This is a genomic window from Tenacibaculum xiamenense (genome assembly GCF_964513065.1).
GTDB classification, from domain to species: domain Bacteria; phylum Bacteroidota; class Bacteroidia; order Flavobacteriales; family Flavobacteriaceae; genus Polaribacter; species Polaribacter xiamenense.
Genome location: NZ_CAZEQU010000042.1, coordinates 149,059 through 166,502 on the forward strand (window position 1 = coordinate 149,059; position 17,444 = coordinate 166,502).

The 17,444-nt window shown below is 31.8% G+C and carries 11 protein-coding genes and 1 tRNA gene; 2 read left to right on the forward strand and 10 right to left on the reverse strand.

Annotated elements, in window-relative coordinates; all coding sequences use genetic code 11:
- Nucleotides 1-6 precede the first annotated feature (6 nt).
- From ACKTTV_RS20250 to ACKTTV_RS20265, 4 genes are all read right to left on the reverse strand, one after another.
- A complete protein-coding gene (locus tag ACKTTV_RS20250; RefSeq protein WP_408032707.1) occupies nt 7-3,531 on the reverse strand; it encodes a tetratricopeptide repeat protein in 3,525 nt (1,174 codons plus the stop codon).
- Between the two features lie 327 nt (nt 3,532-3,858).
- Nucleotides 3,859-7,860 (reverse strand): ATP-binding protein, encoded by a 4,002-nt coding sequence (locus ACKTTV_RS20255; RefSeq protein WP_408032708.1) that lies wholly within the window; start codon nt 7,858-7,860, stop codon nt 3,859-3,861.
- Nucleotides 7,861-7,982: 122 nt separating this feature from the next.
- Nucleotides 7,983-9,056, reverse strand: coding sequence for an adenylate/guanylate cyclase domain-containing protein (locus tag ACKTTV_RS20260; RefSeq protein ID WP_408032709.1), 1,074 nt, complete (start codon nt 9,054-9,056; stop codon nt 7,983-7,985).
- Between the two features lie 227 nt (nt 9,057-9,283).
- Nucleotides 9,284-9,358, reverse strand: a tRNA-Pro gene (locus ACKTTV_RS20265).
- 213 nt (nt 9,359-9,571) lie between these two features.
- Between ACKTTV_RS20265 and trxB the strand changes: the two genes are divergently transcribed.
- Nucleotides 9,572-10,510 carry a thioredoxin-disulfide reductase gene (trxB, locus tag ACKTTV_RS20270; protein WP_408032710.1) on the forward strand — a complete coding sequence of 313 codons (939 nt, stop codon included), beginning with the start codon at nt 9,572-9,574 and terminating at the stop codon, nt 10,508-10,510.
- Between the two features lie 112 nt (nt 10,511-10,622).
- Here the strand turns inward: trxB and ACKTTV_RS20275 are convergent, their stop codons facing one another.
- Nucleotides 10,623-11,771, reverse strand: coding sequence for a histidine decarboxylase (locus tag ACKTTV_RS20275; RefSeq protein WP_408032711.1), 1,149 nt, complete (start codon nt 11,769-11,771; stop codon nt 10,623-10,625).
- Nucleotides 11,772-11,935: 164 nt separating this feature from the next.
- On the opposite strand from ACKTTV_RS20275, the gene ACKTTV_RS20280 reads away from it, so the two are divergent.
- Nucleotides 11,936-12,388, forward strand: coding sequence for an Lrp/AsnC family transcriptional regulator (locus tag ACKTTV_RS20280; RefSeq protein WP_408032712.1), 453 nt, complete (start codon nt 11,936-11,938; stop codon nt 12,386-12,388).
- On the opposite strand, the gene ACKTTV_RS20285 is transcribed toward ACKTTV_RS20280, so the two are convergent.
- The 5 genes from ACKTTV_RS20285 to ACKTTV_RS20305 form a co-directional block, all read right to left on the reverse strand.
- The gene (locus ACKTTV_RS20285; RefSeq protein WP_408032713.1) at nt 12,383-12,832 is read right to left on the reverse strand and encodes a pyridoxamine 5'-phosphate oxidase family protein; all 450 of its coding nucleotides are present in this window, start codon (nt 12,830-12,832) and stop codon (nt 12,383-12,385) included. The two genes, ACKTTV_RS20280 and ACKTTV_RS20285, sit on opposite strands and share 6 nt — an antisense overlap.
- 4 nt (nt 12,833-12,836) lie before the next feature.
- Entirely contained in the window at nt 12,837-13,682 is an 846-nt protein-coding gene (locus tag ACKTTV_RS20290; protein WP_408032714.1) for a rhomboid family intramembrane serine protease, read from the reverse strand.
- Between the two features lie 138 nt (nt 13,683-13,820).
- Nucleotides 13,821-15,629, reverse strand: coding sequence for an acyl-CoA dehydrogenase family protein (locus ACKTTV_RS20295; RefSeq protein WP_408032715.1), 1,809 nt, complete (start codon nt 15,627-15,629; stop codon nt 13,821-13,823).
- Nucleotides 15,630-15,821: 192 nt separating this feature from the next.
- The gene (locus ACKTTV_RS20300; RefSeq protein ID WP_408032716.1) at nt 15,822-17,012 is read right to left on the reverse strand and encodes an acetyl-CoA C-acyltransferase; all 1,191 of its coding nucleotides are present in this window, start codon (nt 17,010-17,012) and stop codon (nt 15,822-15,824) included.
- A gap of 46 nt (nt 17,013-17,058) precedes the next feature.
- Nucleotides 17,059-17,409 carry a four helix bundle protein gene (locus tag ACKTTV_RS20305; RefSeq protein ID WP_408032717.1) on the reverse strand — a complete coding sequence of 117 codons (351 nt, stop codon included), beginning with the start codon at nt 17,407-17,409 and terminating at the stop codon, nt 17,059-17,061.
- Between the last annotated feature and the right edge of the window lie 35 nt (nt 17,410-17,444).

Sequence of the window (17,444 nt, forward strand, 5' to 3'; positions counted from 1 at the left end):
ATAAAATTAGGTGATGTTTTTTACATGTAGAGTTAGGGAGAAAATAGTATATTCATTTACTTTAGAATCTACTTTAATTTCTCCTTGATACTTATTGGTAATTTCTTTTACAATATATAGTCCTAGTCCTGTACCTTGTGTCCCTTTGGAAGAGCTTCCTCTTTTTAATTGTTTGAAAATATTATCGAAGTCATTCTCTGGTATTCCCTTTCCATTATCTTTTACAACAATTGAGAGTATATTTTTTTTCTCGGAAAAAATAGAAATATCTATTTCTGGATAAACATTTTCTCTAGTATACGTTAGCGCATTTTGAATTAAATTTTGCAATATCCTTGTAAAATCAAGTTTATCCATTGTGATTTCAAGGTTTTCAATTTTTTGATTTATACTAGCATTTGTCTTTTTGACTAAATGATCTAGGTTGAATAATACATTGTTTACAGAATTCAAAACATTGAAAGGTGAGTAAGAGGTTCGTTTGTGTATTCTGTTTATTTCGGTTAAACCATTTATTAATTCTAAAAGGTTATTGGAATTTTCGGTGATGTAATTTAAATATTTATCAAGGTCTTCTTCTTTGTTTTCTATAAGATCATTGGCAATCATTTGTAGTGTGACAACTGGACTTCTTAAATCATGAATTAAATTGGAAGTTAAAGATTTTAGGTTTTTATATTGGTTTGCCGACTCTTGAAACGTTTTAAGATTGTTAGTGATTTTAAATAATAACACCTGTAAATCGAAGGGCTTAGTGATAAAATCAACAACACCAAGTTTCCAAAGTTTCATGTTGTTATGCTTTTCTTCGAGAGCACTCATTACAATAATAGGAATACTTTTAAATTCAGGTATGGTTTTAATAGTTTCAATGAACTCAATTCCATTCATTACTGGCATCATAATATCAGTAACGATAATATCGGGTTTCTCCTTCTTTAAAGCCTTTAAGGCTTCGTTACCGTTAAATGTAGACAAGGTTTTGAAATGATTAGTTAATTCTGAATGAATGATGTTATTCAAATCAGGGTTGTCTTCAATCAATAAAACGGTGGGCGTGTTTTCTTTATAGTTTATATCTGGCTTTGAATAAGTATTGTTGTTCTCAGGGATAGGTTTTATCAGGGTATTCCCTTGCGTTATGTTGTAGTTAATGTATTCTAGGTTTTCAGTGGTTTTGATTTCAGAGTTCTTTGGAAAAAGAATATGAAATTCACTACCCTTTTTCAATTCACTTTTTACCTCAATTCTTCCTTTTGCTAGTTCTACTAGTTGTTTTGTAAGAGCTAAGCCTAAACCGCCTGTAGAGGCTCTGTCTTCGTGTAGAGGAGCTCTATAATAACGTTCAAATATATGTGGTATTTCTTTGGCATCGATACCAATACCGTTGTCTTTTACGGTTAAACTCCAGTGTTTATCCTGAAAGCTAAGAACCACTTCGACAAGACCTCCGTTTTCAGTAAACTTAATAGCGTTAAATACAAGGTTAATAATTATTTTTCGAAATATTTTTTGATCTAAAGAAATCATTACCACAGAAGAAGGAGCTCTTAGTTTAAGTTCTATGTTTTTTGATTCAGCAGAGGATTGAACTTGTTCTAACAATTGTTTCGTTAGTTTAACAACATCTACAGGGGTAGGGTCAAGGCTTATTTTCTTTTCACTAAGCCTAGAAATATCTAACATTTGATTTGTCAGATCAATTAAATGATTAGTATTTTTTAATAAAAGTTTTGAGTTTGCTGTGTCACTTGTTTTTTCGATGGATGTTTTTAAAACTGTTAGAGGTGTTCTGAATTCATGTGAAATGTTGGCGAACAGATTGTCTCTAGTTTTTCTATATTCTTGTTCTTGATCAATAATTTGTTTGTTCTTCTTAGCTAACTCTTGTTGTTGACTTGCTAGTTTTTTGTTTTTAGCACTGTTTTTTCTTGCAGAGAGTAGGCTTGCTAGTAAAAAAAGTGCAATTAAGATAGCGATACCTATAAAATAATTACGAGAGATGATTTGCTGAGACTTTTGTTCGTTTTCTAATTTTTGAAGGTCTAGTTCACGTACACTTTGCATGTCGATAAGCATGGAATCGATTACCGCTTGATTGGTTTCCTTTATTTGGGTTTTGCTTAAGGTGTATTTAAGCTTATCATATTCTAACGCTTTTTTGTAGTTCTCTTCTTTTTCGTAAATCGTAGTTAAAAGCTCAGTTCCTTTAATTCTGTCGCTTAAATTGTTTGCATTTAACGTTTTTAAGGCATAAGATTCAGCAATTTTTAAACTATCAATCCTTAAATAACATTCGCTTAAGCCTAAATAAAAAGAAGAAAAGTCTCCTGTAGAGCTCAATTCTTTCCTAATTGAAAGCCCTTTTTTATATTGCTGTATTGCATTTTTGTAGTTTCCTTTTACTTTGTCCAGGTTGGCAAGGTTGGTTAGGGTTGAAGAGATTCCTTTTTTATCTCCCAACTCCTGTCTCAAAACAAGACTTTGTTGATAAACTTTGATAGCTTCATCATAGTTTTTGAGATCATAATAGGTGCTTCCCAACCTGTTTAGACTATAAGCCATTCCTCCTTTTCGTTCCAATTTCTCAAAAATAGCTAAGCTTTGCTTGAAAAGATTGATAGCTTCTTTTTGATTTCCCTGAATTCCATAGATGCTACCTAAATTATTTAGGTTTATGGCAACGCCCTTTTTGTTATTCAGTTCATTGTTAGTTGTTAAGCTTTTTTTGAAAAGGTTGATAGCTTCTTTATAGTTCCCTTTTTCTCGATATATATTGCCTAAATTATTTAAAGTTATTGCAATTCCTCTTTTATCACCCAACTCCTCTCTTAAAGTTAAAATTTGTTGGTAAAGATCGATGGCTTTATTATAACTTCCCTGATTTTTATATATCTGAGTTAGGCTAGAGAGAATGATAGCGATTTCGCTTTTTTGCCCGAGTGTTCTATTAACAGCCAAACTTTGTTCACAAAATTTTATAGCTTTTTCATAATCTCCCTGGTTTGTATAAATTAATCCTAAACTCAGTAATATTCTACCTGTTATTAGTTTGTACCCTTCTTTTTTACTAATAACTAAACCTTGTTCGCATAACTCAATAGCCTTTTTGTAATTTCCGCGTTGTTTATTGAAAATACCTAGAGAATTCAGCAAGTCAGCTTCTATTTTTTTGTGGCCGAGCTTTCTGCTTTGTTCAAGATAAATGGATCCTTTCTTTAGACCTTCTTTATAAAGTCCTTGCTTACTTAATAAATATATTTCAAGTGCTCGTGTTTCAAGGAGTCTCTTCTTGTCATCTTTTTGATGAGCCAATGAAATACTGAGCTTATTAATTGTTTTAGTACTATCTATATCGTAGTTATAATATTCAAGGGTGAGTTCATTTAATACGTCTATTTTTTCGCCAATTTCGCTAGTAGCATTATAAACATTCCATAAGCTATCTATCACAGGTTTGTTTTGTGTAAAACCTGTGTTGATGCAACAAAAAAGAATGATGAATATGTAATAATATTTAGTTTGTAGCATAATGAACGGGTTAAGCTTTCTTAAAGTATAAAACTGATTTGATTATTGTTATTAGTTATAGTGGTAATATTCGTGTCATTCCTAATTTATTTCGAAATCTCACCATGTGATAAAACAACTATTTATAATGAGAGTTTGAAACAAATTCATGTTTGTTGTTGCTGTTAATAATTACAAGGAAAATTCATTATCGAATTGACTAAAAAGGGAGGGAATATCTTTATTAGTGATAATTATATAAATATAATGAAAAAGTTACACCAAAAAAGAGTTTTAAATGTACTCAGTTATAAAACCATAATTAGATGTGTAAGTAGTAGCTAAAAATTAAACAATACTTTTCAATTTTAGGGTTATTGAGAAAGTTGTACGATCTTCAATCTCTGAAGTTACTTGAACTTCACCCTGATACTTGTTAACAATTTCTTTTACAATATACAACCCTAAACCTGAACCCTGAGTGCCCATTGATGATTTACCTCTTTTTAATTGTTTGAATATGTTTTTAAAATCTTTTTCAGGAATTCCTTTACCATTGTCTTCTACGATGATGAAGAGTGTATCGTTTTTCGTTAAAGAAATGGAAATATCTATTTTAGGAGGAGTATCTTTCCTAGCATAGGTCAATGCATTTTGAACCAAATTTTGCAATATTCTAGAAAGATCTGTTTTATTCATGGTTACTTCAACATCTTGGACTTTCTGATTTACAATTGCGTTTGTTTTTTCAATTAAATGGTTTAAGTTGAATAGTACGTAATTAACAGTGTTTCTTATATTAAAAGTTGTATGTGTAGTTCGTTTATAGATTCTATTTATTTCGGTTAGTCCATTAATTAAATCCAATAGGTTATTTGAGTTTTCCGTAATATGACTTAGATATTTTTCAACATCTTCATCATCTTTATTCTCTAACAGATCATTAGCAATCATTTGTAAAGTAATAATTGGACTTCTTAGATCATGAATCAGATTGGCTGTCATAGACTTTAAGTTTTTATATTGATTAGTGTTTTCGTGAAGAGTTCTTAAATTATTTGTTATTTTAAATAACAACACTTGTAAGTCAAAAGGTTTGTTTATAAAATCGACAACACCGAGTTTCCAAAGTCTCATATTATCATAATCTTCTTCTAAAGCACTCATTACAATTATTGGAATGTTATTGTGGCTGTTATTACTTCTTAAGGTTTCTATGAATTCAATTCCATTCATAACAGGCATCATAATGTCGGTAACAATAATATCTGGCTTATGCTGCTCTAAAGTTTTCAAAGCCTCTTTTCCGTTTAATACGGAAATAGTTTCAAAATGTTTAATCAATTCGTCATAAATCATTTTGTTTAAATCATGATTATCTTCAATTAATAAAACTGTTGTGGTATTTTCATTAGTATTAATTCTTGAGTTTGTATGTGGGACCTTATTCTGAATCTCATTGTTTGTTGAAGCATATTTATGCGTAATAGGATAGTTGAGGTATTTAAGGTTTTCTGGAAAACCAATTTCAAAGTTGCTAGGAAATGTAACATTGAATTGGCTGCCTTTTTTTAATTCACTTTTAACTTCTATACTTCCCTTTGCCAATTCTACCAATTGTTTGGTTAGGGCCAAGCCCAGACCTCCAGTAGAAGCTCTATCTTTATTTAAAGGAGTTCGGTAGTAGCGTTCAAATAAATGAGGAATTTCATTAGCATCTATTCCAATACCGTTGTCTTTTACTATTAAATTCCAATATTTATTCTTAAACTGAAGGATTATCTCGATTATACCATCATTTTGAGTAAACTTAATTGCATTAAATACTAAGTTGATCAGTATTTTTCGGTATACTTTTTCGTCCAAAGAAACCATTACAACGGATGAAGGAGCGTTCAATTTAATTTGTATCTTTTTCAATTCAGCAAATGATTGAACTTGCTGTAATAATTGTTTCGTAAATTCAATAACATCTATAGGTTTTGCGTCCAGAGTGATTTTTTTTTCGCTGAGTTTGGAAATGTCTAGTATTTGATTTGTAAGGTCAATTAGATGGTTCGTGTTTTTTAATAATAGATTTGAATCTGATCCATTTTTTGTTTTTTCAATAGATGCTTTTAATATGGTCAAAGGAGTTCTAAATTCATGTGATAGATTCGCAAATAATTGATCTTGTTTGGCTCTGTAATCTTGTTCTTGTTTAGCTAGTAATTTGTTTTTACGATTGTTATTTCTAAAATAAAATAGTCCAAATAATAAGGCTATAGTGATAGCAAAGGCAGCTATCATTAAATAATTTCTTGACTTTAGCTGTTGGTTTTTTAGCTCATTCTTTTTCTGCTCAATTTCAAGATCTTTCATTGATTTCATTTCCAGTAACATGCCGTCAACAATGGCTTGATCATTTGCTCTATGAAATTGATCTTTTAAAATTGGAATACTATCGCTATATCTTAAAGCTTCTTGGTAGTTTCCTTTGTTTTTATATAGTTGATTTGCTGTATAAAACGCAGCTATTTTTTCTTCTAAATCAGGCGTAGATAAGGCTTTGTTTAAATAGGTGTTTGATGAGTCAGGTTTGTTTAATTTCTGATAAGTTTTTGCCAAACCTATGTAGTATGGAACAGCACTTTGATTGCTATGAAAATCATTTCTAAGCTTTAATGCTTCAGTGTAATTGTATAAAGCTTTTTTATAATTTTTTTCATCATACTCTAATACACCCAAATCATGAAGTGTATACATTAATGCTTGACTATTATCGGGGTGACTTATGTACTTGGGGTGGTTTTCGTATATCTGAAAAGCCTTCAGCAAGCATTCCTTTGATTTTTGTTTGTTAGAACTTAGTAATAGCCTTCCCATGCCAGCAATAATAAAAGCATAATCAGTTGTTATATGTCTTTTATCATCAAGTAAACGAATGGTTTCTTCGTAATGATGAAGTGCTTCTTGTGTAAAAATCGGATTGTTTTTATGTAGTTTTGTATAACATTCTGCTAAACTCAAATGTGCTTTTAGTTTGGTATGCCTATAATCAAATTGATCTATTAGCGTTAAAACCGTTTTGTATGTTTCTATAGCTAGCTTGTATTTTTTTTGTTCTTTATAAACCTCTCCAATTTCTATCATCACATTAGCTCGTTCATCAATCTGACTATCGTTGGCTTTATGAATTTGTTCTATCTTACCTAAAATTTCTAATGCCTTTTCGTAATTTTCGTTTAACCTGTTTATATAACCAAGACATTCAAGAGCGCTAATCATTTGAGGAATGTTTTCAGACTTTTCGGCTAAATCCAATGCTTTTTCGAAATATAATATCGCATCATTGTATTGAGATTGGTACATGTAAATAAACCCGATATAATTTAGAATAGTGGCTTTTAAAAAATCACTATCCTCGTAGCTTTCGATAAGTTGAAGAGCTTCTTTTTCATAACTCAAAGCTTTTTTATAAGAAGCTTCTCCCATTTCTTCGAGTCCAAGTTTACTTTTAATTTTGGCTAAAAGTCTATTAAAATCATGTTTTTCAGCTAAAGCTTTCAGCTCTAAATAGTTTGTTTTATCTCCTTCTGAAGATTCAATATTGGAATTAGCAGAGGCTTTTTCTAAAGAAAATTCTAAGTACTTGTAAACATTATTACTTGATGGAAACAGTTTTAAAGCTTTTTCTGCTGTTTCCATGCGTAGTTTATTTTTGCCTTGATTAAATAGTAGTAAAGATTTGTTCGCTAATGCTTGTAGCTTTAAATCTAAATATTTGGTATTTGCACTATCTTTAATACTGTTGTAAACATCATTGATTAAATTTTCAGCTTTTTTAATATCACTAGAGGCTATGAATTGGGCTAAATAGAGAGTTGCTTCATTTTTTAAAAATGAATTATTAATAGAATTAGTGAGAGCCAAACTTTCTTGAATAGTTTTAATGGCTAACTCTTTTTTATTTTGCTTATAAAAACAGAGACCAATTTGGTTCAAACATCTTATTTTCAATTGGATGTTGTTTATTGACTCACTTAATGCTAATGCATTGTTAGATAGGTTTAAGGCTTTGTTAATTTTACCAAGCCTAATATAGGCTCTTGTCAGAATTAAGTTAGTATTGATTTGCTCTTTACTATTTGGACTACTTGTTTTTTTGCTTTTTTCAGCGATAACAATAGCACTATCAATATCAAAACCTAAATATTCATTGGCTAAATGATTTAATATTTTGGCTTTGCCAATCCTGTTTTTTTCCTGTTTATAAGAAGCCCATAATTTTTTTAGTTGAGTAGTGTTTTGAGCACATAAAGCATTACTCACTAAAATAATCATATACAAGAGTAATTTCTTTATACGCATAATTTAGTACCGTTGTTTATCTAATAAAGAAGGGAAAGGCGTATTTGATACTCAAATGTAAATAAATAAATTAACTTGTTGTTATATAGGTTTTTAATTAGCTTTTTCTGGAGGCTAATTTGTTACATAGATTCTACAGAATGAATTTTTATTTCTTTTAACTTTCCTTTTAAAAGAATATTACCTAGAAATTTAGATTTTATATTTTCTTGTAGATCATTTAATAGTTTCTCTGAAATAAGAAGGGTGGTATTATAGGTATTGCATTCTGTTTGTATTCTGGCGGAGGTATTAATAACATCCCCATGATAGGCTAATTCTTTTTTTATAGAACCAACTTCAGCAACCATTAATTTACCTCCGTGTATACCTGCTTTAAATTCAGGAAAGATGTTGTATTTTTTTAAATAATAGCTCTCTTTTTGTTTTCTTTGAGCTTCAAAGGCAAAAAATATTCCAATACAATTATTGTTTTCTAGGGCTTTATTATAAGACCAACTTAATACGGCTTCATCACCAACATATTGGTATATTTCTGCATTGTATTCAATTACTACTTCGTTTAAATCAGAAAAACAATCTTGAATAAATTGACTGTATTTATGATAACCAAGTTTTTCGGCAATAAAAGTTGAATCTTTCAAGTCTAAAAACATGAAAACACGATTTTCTTCTTGTGGTGTTTTATAGTGACCTAATAACATTTTAAGAAAAACACCTCGTCCGAATCTTTCAATGGCAATTTTAATAAATGAAAAGATAATTGATGATAATACTATGAACCACATAGCAGCCCAGAAACGTCTATTAGTTAGCCACCAGCCAGGTTCTAAATTTATATTCAATGGAAATATTTTAGATAAAAGCGTAAGACCTAAAGTTATGGTGAATACAGTTGCTAAAAAATGAGATAATGTTTTTAGAAGTATGCTAAACCCTAAGCTAACTTTTTGAGCAATACTTTTATCGAAAAAATAGTTCAATAAACCGAAAAGAATCCCTAAAACTAATCCTATAGTTGTTGCAATAATAAACGGAACTTTGATAGGAGTAGAGTTAATATTTTGTCCAGTTGCTTGCAAAATCTCCTGATTTAAACCGAAGTATCTGAAAACAGCAAGTGAAAAAAAAGCAAAAGCCCAAAAAAGAGCTGATTTCCATAGATGTTTGAATAGTTCTTGTAAACCTTTATTCATGGTAATTATATTGATGGGGGAGATTCTTAATTTGAACCTAAACGGGGGAAGAGTTTCCTGTATTTATATATAACTAAAGTAGTAAATTTTCAGATTATTGTTGAAGAAAGGTTTTTCATTATTATCTGATTATAATTGGAGTTATAAAAATCTGATACTCTAATTAAGAGATTGACAAGAAAGATTTGGATATAAATAAAAAACCTTGACTAAAAGTCAAGGTTTTGTCGGGGTGGCAGGATTCGAACCTGCGACCTCCTGCTCCCAAAGCAGGCGCGATGACCGGGCTACGCTACACCCCGAAAGTGTGCAAATCGTAATGTAGTTTGTCTCGAAAATTTTTGAGAAACTACACCCCCGATTATTTGGGACTGCAAATATATAAAAAAAAGTAAATCATGAATAAAAAATGTAATATTTTTATTTATTATCGACCAATAATCAAAATGTATAAACCTTAGAGGAAAAAAAGTAAAAATAAACTACATTTGTAGTCACTAATATATTACAGAGAAATGGCAGAAAAAATTAAATGCTTAATAATAGGTTCTGGACCAGCAGGATATACAGCAGCAATTTATGCTGCAAGAGCAGATATGAAACCAGTTATGTACACTGGATTGCAAATGGGAGGTCAATTAACAACAACAACTGAAGTTGATAATTTCCCAGGATATCCAAATGGTACAGATGGAACAGCTATGATGGAAGATTTAAAGAACCAAGCAGAGCGTTTTGGAACGGATGTTCGTTTCGGTTTAGTAACTAGTGTTGACCTTTCTGATAACGAAGGAGGAATTCATAAAGTTACAGTTGATGAATCTACAGAAATAGAAGCTGAAACTGTAATTATTTCAACAGGAGCTACCGCTAAATATTTAGGGTTAGAAAGTGAACAGCGTTTAATTGGAGGTGGAGTTTCAGCTTGCGCTACTTGTGACGGATTTTTCTATAAAGGGCAAGATGTTATTGTCGTTGGAGCAGGAGATACTGCGGCTGAAGAAGCAACATACTTAGCTAATATTTGTAAGAAGGTTACAATGTTAGTGAGAAAAGACTATATGAGAGCTTCAAAAGCAATGCAACATAGGGTTAATAAAACTGAGAACATAGAAGTATTGTTTAATACTGAAATTGATGAGGTTTTAGGAGAGAATGTTGTTGAAGGGGTAAGAGCTGTTAACAATCAAACAGGCGAGAAAATTGATATTCCTGTAACTGGAGTTTTCATTGCAATTGGTCATACCCCAAATACGAAATTGTTCAAAGGTGCTTTAGATATGGATGAAACTGGGTATTTAATTACCAAAGGGAAATCTACAAAAACAAACTTACCGGGTGTGTTTGCCGCTGGAGATGTTCAAGATCACGAGTATCGTCAAGCCGTTACTGCAGCTGGAACAGGATGTATGGCAGCCTTAGATGCTGAGCGCTATTTAGGAGCTTTAGAATAGAAAAATAATTGTCTTAGTTATATAAAAAAAGGAGGTTTTAAAACCTCCTTTTTTCGTTATGTTAATTAAATTAACACAACCTTGCTTCCCCAAAAATAATTGTAATTCAATATTAATAATAGCTCAATTCTTCTTTTAAAGGCGCCGATTCCATTTCTGTTTTAATGTCCTCAACAAACAAATCTATTTGATCCTTAGTTACATTTGGCATACATATAATGTGTGTAACATCATCTTCAGTTGCCAATTGCCATTTGTTTTTTAAGTGATCTGTTACTTTGGGGAAAACTACCGTTATTGATCCAGGATTGCTCCATGCCTCAATACCTATTCTTTGCAATTCTTTTTTACAATATTTTGCTACATCTAAGCTGTATTTATATCTGACTTTTAATCCTTCAACACCAAGTTGCTGAATAGCATACCACAAAAATAATGGGCTATGTCCATTTCTTGAACCGGTAATTGTGGTATCCAATGAGCCGATGTATGAAATTCCTTTTGAAACTCTATCTCTCAGTGAACGTTTAGTTATAATAACTCCGGCTGGAATAGGAGACCCGATGAATTTATGCCCACTAATCGAAATACTATCTGCACCATCAACAAAATCAAAAGGCGTTTGAGGTTCTGCAAAAGCACCAAATGTTCCTGAAAGAGCACCATCACAATGAATATAATGATCCTGTATGGCCAATTTCTTTAAGATTTTCTTAATTTCAGAAACATCATCTTTAGCTTCTTTCATAGTGGTACCATGAGTGGCTAATACAATTGCTGGTTTATGTCTGTTAAACTTTAATGTTTCCTCTAAATCGTCATAATCAATTTCACCATTTTCTTGCGATCTAATGACAATACTTGGAATATTTAATAAATGAATGTTCTTCTTAACGCTATAGTGAGTCGATTCTGAATAATATACCATTGCCTTCGGATACATTTCTCGCGCAATATAAAGACCGTATAAGTTACTTTCCGATCCACCATTTGTTACATATCCCCAATAATCATTTGGATTAGCACGGAATAATTTAGCAAAGAAATTGACTACCTCTCTTTCAATTTCATGTGTGTGTACTTTGTAAGTACTATTTTCGAAAGGATCACCTAAGTTATTAATAGGATATTTTAGGAAATCATACAGTGGTGAGTAGTCAAAATCCTTTGAAACGGGATACCCTAAAAAAGAATCTCTCGCGTTCTTAATTTTATCTTTTAAATCACTCAATCGATTTGCTATAGAGGAATTGATATTCATTCTTTATAAAACAATTAAATTTTAATGCAAATGTATTTATTATTAGAATTAAAATCTTTTAAATGATTATATTTGGAAAATTAAACTTTAATTCTCTTGTTATGGTAAAAGAAATATCTTTTTGATGATAGGAATTAACCTAATTTTAGATTTATATTCTAGCAATGGATAAAGTAGATAAGGAAATACTAAATGAATTACAGAGAAATGCTAAGCAAAACACGAAGCAAATAGCTTCTAAAATTGGCTTATCAGTAACTCCGACATATGAAAGAATAAAGAGGTTAGAAAAGAGTGGTGTTATTAAAAAGTATGTGGCTTTAGTTGACCGTCAAATAATCGGAAAACAAATCATTGCATATTGTCAAATAACGCTGTTTAAACATCAAAAAAGTTTAATAGATCAATTTAAGTATGAAATGTCGATTTTACCTGAAGTAATGGAATGCCATCACGTATCAGGTAATTTTGATTTTTTGTTAAAGGTTGCTGTGAATGATATGAATAGCTTTCAGCGATTTATAAACGAAAGACTTTCTGTAGTCGAGGGAATATCAACAATCCATAGTTCTTTTGTTATGGATTCTTATAAAGACTCTACTAGTTATCCTTTATAATCCATAGGTAGCTCTGGCACTTTCAATTTGTTCTTCTTCTGTAGTATTTGGATATAAAATGTACTTGGGAGCAATTATTGGTTTAGATTCTTTAATGGTAATTGATGTAATTGAAGCAAATGGGAATTTACCTTTTGTAATTTTCAAAAGCTCTTGCTCTCTTTCTTCAAATAATGTATCATTCTTTTTTATGATACTAGCTTCACCCTTTAATTTGAAACCTTTTTGAATTAGTATATCAATAAAACTTATACAAACGAGAGTGTTTTCTTTAATGTTTTTCAATGTTTGAGGAGAAGCTATATTTGCAATAATAATCTCATCTTCGAAATATGTAAATACTTCTTTAGGAGATACGTTTGGAGTACCTTCGGAAGAAACGGTAGCAAGCCAGCAAAGTACACTGCTGTCCATTGATTTTTTAATTTCTGTGGTAATTTTCATTCTATTATTTCTTTTGATTTTTCGACAATTCGTCCAATCTTCTTTTCTCTTGTTCAGTTAGTTTATCAATTCCTTTATGATGAATCTTTTCTAAAAGTTGATCAAACTCTTTTTTATCCATAATCTTTTTTTCACTGTATTCGTCATCAATAGTTTGTTTTTTAGGCGTTTTATTGAAAGGAGAATTTGGTGATACAAGTGCTGGTTTTAAAAAAATAAGCATTAAAAAAATAAATGTAGGAATTAAGGTTAATGCAATCGGTACAAAATTTTCAACGATAGCATTTGGGTATAATGCGATTGCTGTGATCATCCCGAGCACAGCTCCACCTAAGTGTGCTTCATGACCAATATTGTCATTATTTGCTTTGATTCCGTATAAAGAATAACTTACATACAAAAGACCGAATAACCAACTTGGAATTCCGATTGGAAGAAAGAAAAGACCAATACGAATTTCAGGGAAAAGAGCTATGGCAGCAAAGATAATACCACTAACGGCTCCAGAGGCGCCAACGGCACTATAGTTTGGGTGGTTTTTATGAATTACCAAAGCAAGCATGTTTCCTGCTAAAAGACTTACAAAATAAATTAAGGAAAAGTAAAAGGCTCCTAAGCCTCTCTCTAAAATAGTGGCAAAAGAATAAAAACTAAACATATTAAAAAGGAGGTGTGTCCAATTTACATGCAAAAAACCTGAAGAGAACATTCTTATGTACTCTTTGCCAATTAATATTTTACCCACTTGAAATTTGTAGCGTTGAAAAACATTCATATTTTCAAAACCGCTATAAGAAAAAAGACAGTTAGCAATTATAATAAGTAAACCTACCGTACCTGGCTGTGACATAGAAATGTATTTTTAATGGCAATATAAAAAATAAAAAGACCGTTAAAGTTTATTTTAACGATCTTTTAAACAAACAACTAAATTCTAAAACCTATAAAAGTTAAAGAAGATGGTTAGCTCACTTGTGAGCTAATATTTTTAAAAGCAGTATTTGTTTTCTGCTTTAAGTTTTTCAGCAATGGTATTACGTAATCCAACTACATTAGGGTAATTCGCATATTTTGTAAAACGCTTTAATCCCATTAACATCATGCGTTGTTCATCACCTTCTGCAAAAGAAATAATTCCTTCTTTGGCATTTTTGTTAATGATTTCAACGGCATTGTATAAATATAGTTGAGCCATGGCGATTTGTTCTTTTTGAGAGTCTTCTCCAAAACGTTTAGCGTTTTTCTCAGTTCTCAAAATACCTGATTCAGCCATGTATATTTCAATTAAAATATTAGAAGCAGCATTCAACAATTGTTGGTGTTGTTCTAAATCTGGGCCAAATTTTTGAATAGCAGCTCCTGCAACCATTAAGAATACTTTTTTAAGTTTTCCAATGATTTCTTTTTCTTCTGAGAAAAGTTCAGAGTAATCAGGAGTATCAAATGAAGGAATTCCCATTAATTCATCAGCTACTTTCATTGCAGGATTTAGTAAGTCAACATGACCTTTCATGGCTTTCTTAACTAACATTCCTACTGAAAGCATACGGTTAATTTCATTTGTACCTTCATAAATTCTAGCAATTCTAGCATCTCTCCAAGCAGCTTCCATAGGAGTTTCTTCAGAGAATCCCATTCCACCAAAAACTTGGATACCTTCATCAGCACAATCCTGTACGTCTTCTGAAACCGCTACTTTTAAGATAGAACATTCAATAGCATATTCTTCAACACCTTTCAACTCTGCTTCTTGATGCGAGTTACCTTCCGATTCTCTAATTGCAATTCTATCTTCAATATTTTTAGCAGCTCTATACGAAGCAGATTCTCCTACATAGGCATTTGTTGCCATTTCAGCTAACTTTGATTTAATAGCACCGAATTCAGCAATAGGAGTTTTAAATTGCTTACGCTCATTTGCATATTTTACAGCTTCAGTAGTAATTCTTCTTTGAGAATCTAAACAGGCAGCAGCTAATTTAATACGACCCACATTTAAGGCATTCATTGCTATTTTGAACCCACCTCCACGAACAGAAAGCATGTTTTCAACTGGAACTAAAGTGTCATTAAAGAATACTTGACGAGTTGAAGAAGCTCTAATTCCTAGTTTATGCTCTTCTTCTCCAAGAGTTACACCATTTGGATTGTCTTTATCATATTCAAGTATAAATCCAGTAATATTTTTATCATCTTCAATACGAGCGAAAACAATGAAAATCTCAGCAAAACCAGCATTAGAAATCCACATTTTTTGCCCATTGATTTTATAATGCTTGCCATCTTCTGTTAACTCAGCAGTTGTTTTTCCAGAGTTAGCGTCTGAACCAGCTCCCGGTTCAGTTAAACAGTAAGCACCAAATCTTTCGCCAGAAGCTAAAGCAGGAACATATTTTTGTTTTTGTTCTTCGGTACCATATAGAGTAATTGGCATTGTTCCAATACCTGTATGCGCTCCAAAAGCGGTACTAAAAGAACCTGTTCCACTTGAAATATAATCACAAGTTAACATAGTAGAAACAAATCCCATTCCTAAACCACCATAAGCCTCAGGTACAGCAACTCCTAAAAAACCTAACTCACCTGCTTTACGCATAGTTTCTTCCGTTAAAGCATAATCTTTTGCTTCAAAACGGTTTTTGTGAGGTATAATTTCGCGATCATTAAATTCCTGTACCGCGTCTCTCATCATTGTTTGCTCCTCAGAAAAATCTTCTGGAGTAAATACATCTTCACATTTTGTTTCTTTTACTAGGAACTGTCCTCCTCGTAATATATCTGTTTTCACTTCTGACATAATTTTTTAGACTTTTTGTTTAGTATGAGCTTCGTATACTTAGTAATGAGCTGACAAATATTATTTTTCAAGCAGAGTTTAAAACGAACTTTTATCTGCCACCCAATTACTAAGAACTAATCTCCATCTAAATATGTTTTAATAAATTACTTTATACTCTTGTATTGAACTTCAATACTCATTTACTATATACTATTTTAGGAACTCGAAAATTCCAGCAGCACCTTGACCAGTACCTACGCACATAGTTACCATTCCATATTTGCCCTTCATTTCACGCTTGCGCATTTCATCGAATAATTGAACAGAAAGTTTAGCTCCAGTACATCCTAGTGGATGACCTAAGGCAATAGCTCCTCCGTTTACGTTAATAATCTCAGGGTTTAAATCTAATTCTCTTATTACCGCTAATGATTGAGAAGCAAATGCCTCGTTCAATTCAATTAATTCAATATCACTTTGTTCAAGTCCGGCTTGTTTAAGTGCTTTAGGAATAGCTGCAACAGGTCCAATTCCCATAATTCTTGGAGGTACCCCTGCAGCTGCATAGCTCACCATACGAGCTTCTGGTTCAAGATTTAACTCCTTCACCATATCTTCACTCATTACCATAACAAAAGCGGCTCCATCACTAGTTTGAGAGGAGTTCCCCGCTGTTACAGACCCATTCGCAGCAAACACAGGGCGTAGCCTAGCTAATGCCTCAACACTTGTTCCTCTACGAGGTCCTTCGTCTTTAGTAACGGTATAATCTCTTGTTGCACGTTTTCCTTTACTATCTATGTAAGTTTCTTCAACATTAATTGGTGCAATTTGATCTTGAAAACGATCACCATCTAAAGCTTTTAATGCTTTCATATGTGATTCGTAAGCAAATTTATCTTGATCGTCACGAGAAATATTGAATTGTTGAGCAACAGCTTCAGCTGTGTTACCCATTCCCCAATAATAATCTTCATGACCTGCATTTACAATATCATAGTTTAATTCAGGTTTAAAACCTGTCATAGGAACAGAACTCATACTTTCTGTACCACCAGCAATGATACAATCGGCCATTCCAGATTGTATCTTAGCAACTGCCATACCAATAGTTTCTAGTCCTGAAGAACAAAAACGGTTAACAGTTACTCCTGGAACATCAACAGAATCTAGCCCGATAAGAGAAATGATTCTTGCCATGTTCAACCCTTGAGAACCCTCTGGCATTGCATTACCTACTATAACGTCATCAATTCTCTTAACATCAAAATCAGGTAATTTACCCATCATGTATTTGATGGTTTCAGCAGCCAATTCGTCGGCTCTTTTAAATCTGAACACACCCTTTTTAGATTTACCAACGGCGGTTCTATATCCTTTTACTATATATGCTGTTTTCATTTTATTTTTAGTATTGAGTATTGAGGTTTCAGTATTGAGAATTATTTCAATTTATCTTCTTTTGAAAAGAATAATTCATTTTTTGTATTTCAATACACAACTCAATAATTGGTTGTACCTTGTTTTTATCGGTTAAGTTTAATTCACTTAATAAAATCAATTGCGTGTATAATTCATATGAAGAACCATTTGCAATATTTAGGAAATGCTTAAACTCCTTTTGCGAATTTCTTCCAGCTCCTTCAGCTATATTAGAGGAAATAGAAGTAGCACTTCTTTTTATTTGAGATGTTAGTTCGTATTTTTCATCTAAAGGTAATTCGGCAGTTAACAGATAAACTGTCTTTGCTAATTGTATAGCCTTTTGCCAAATTTTTAAATCTTCAACCTTATGCATTCTAATTACTCAATTCTAATATCTCAATACTTATT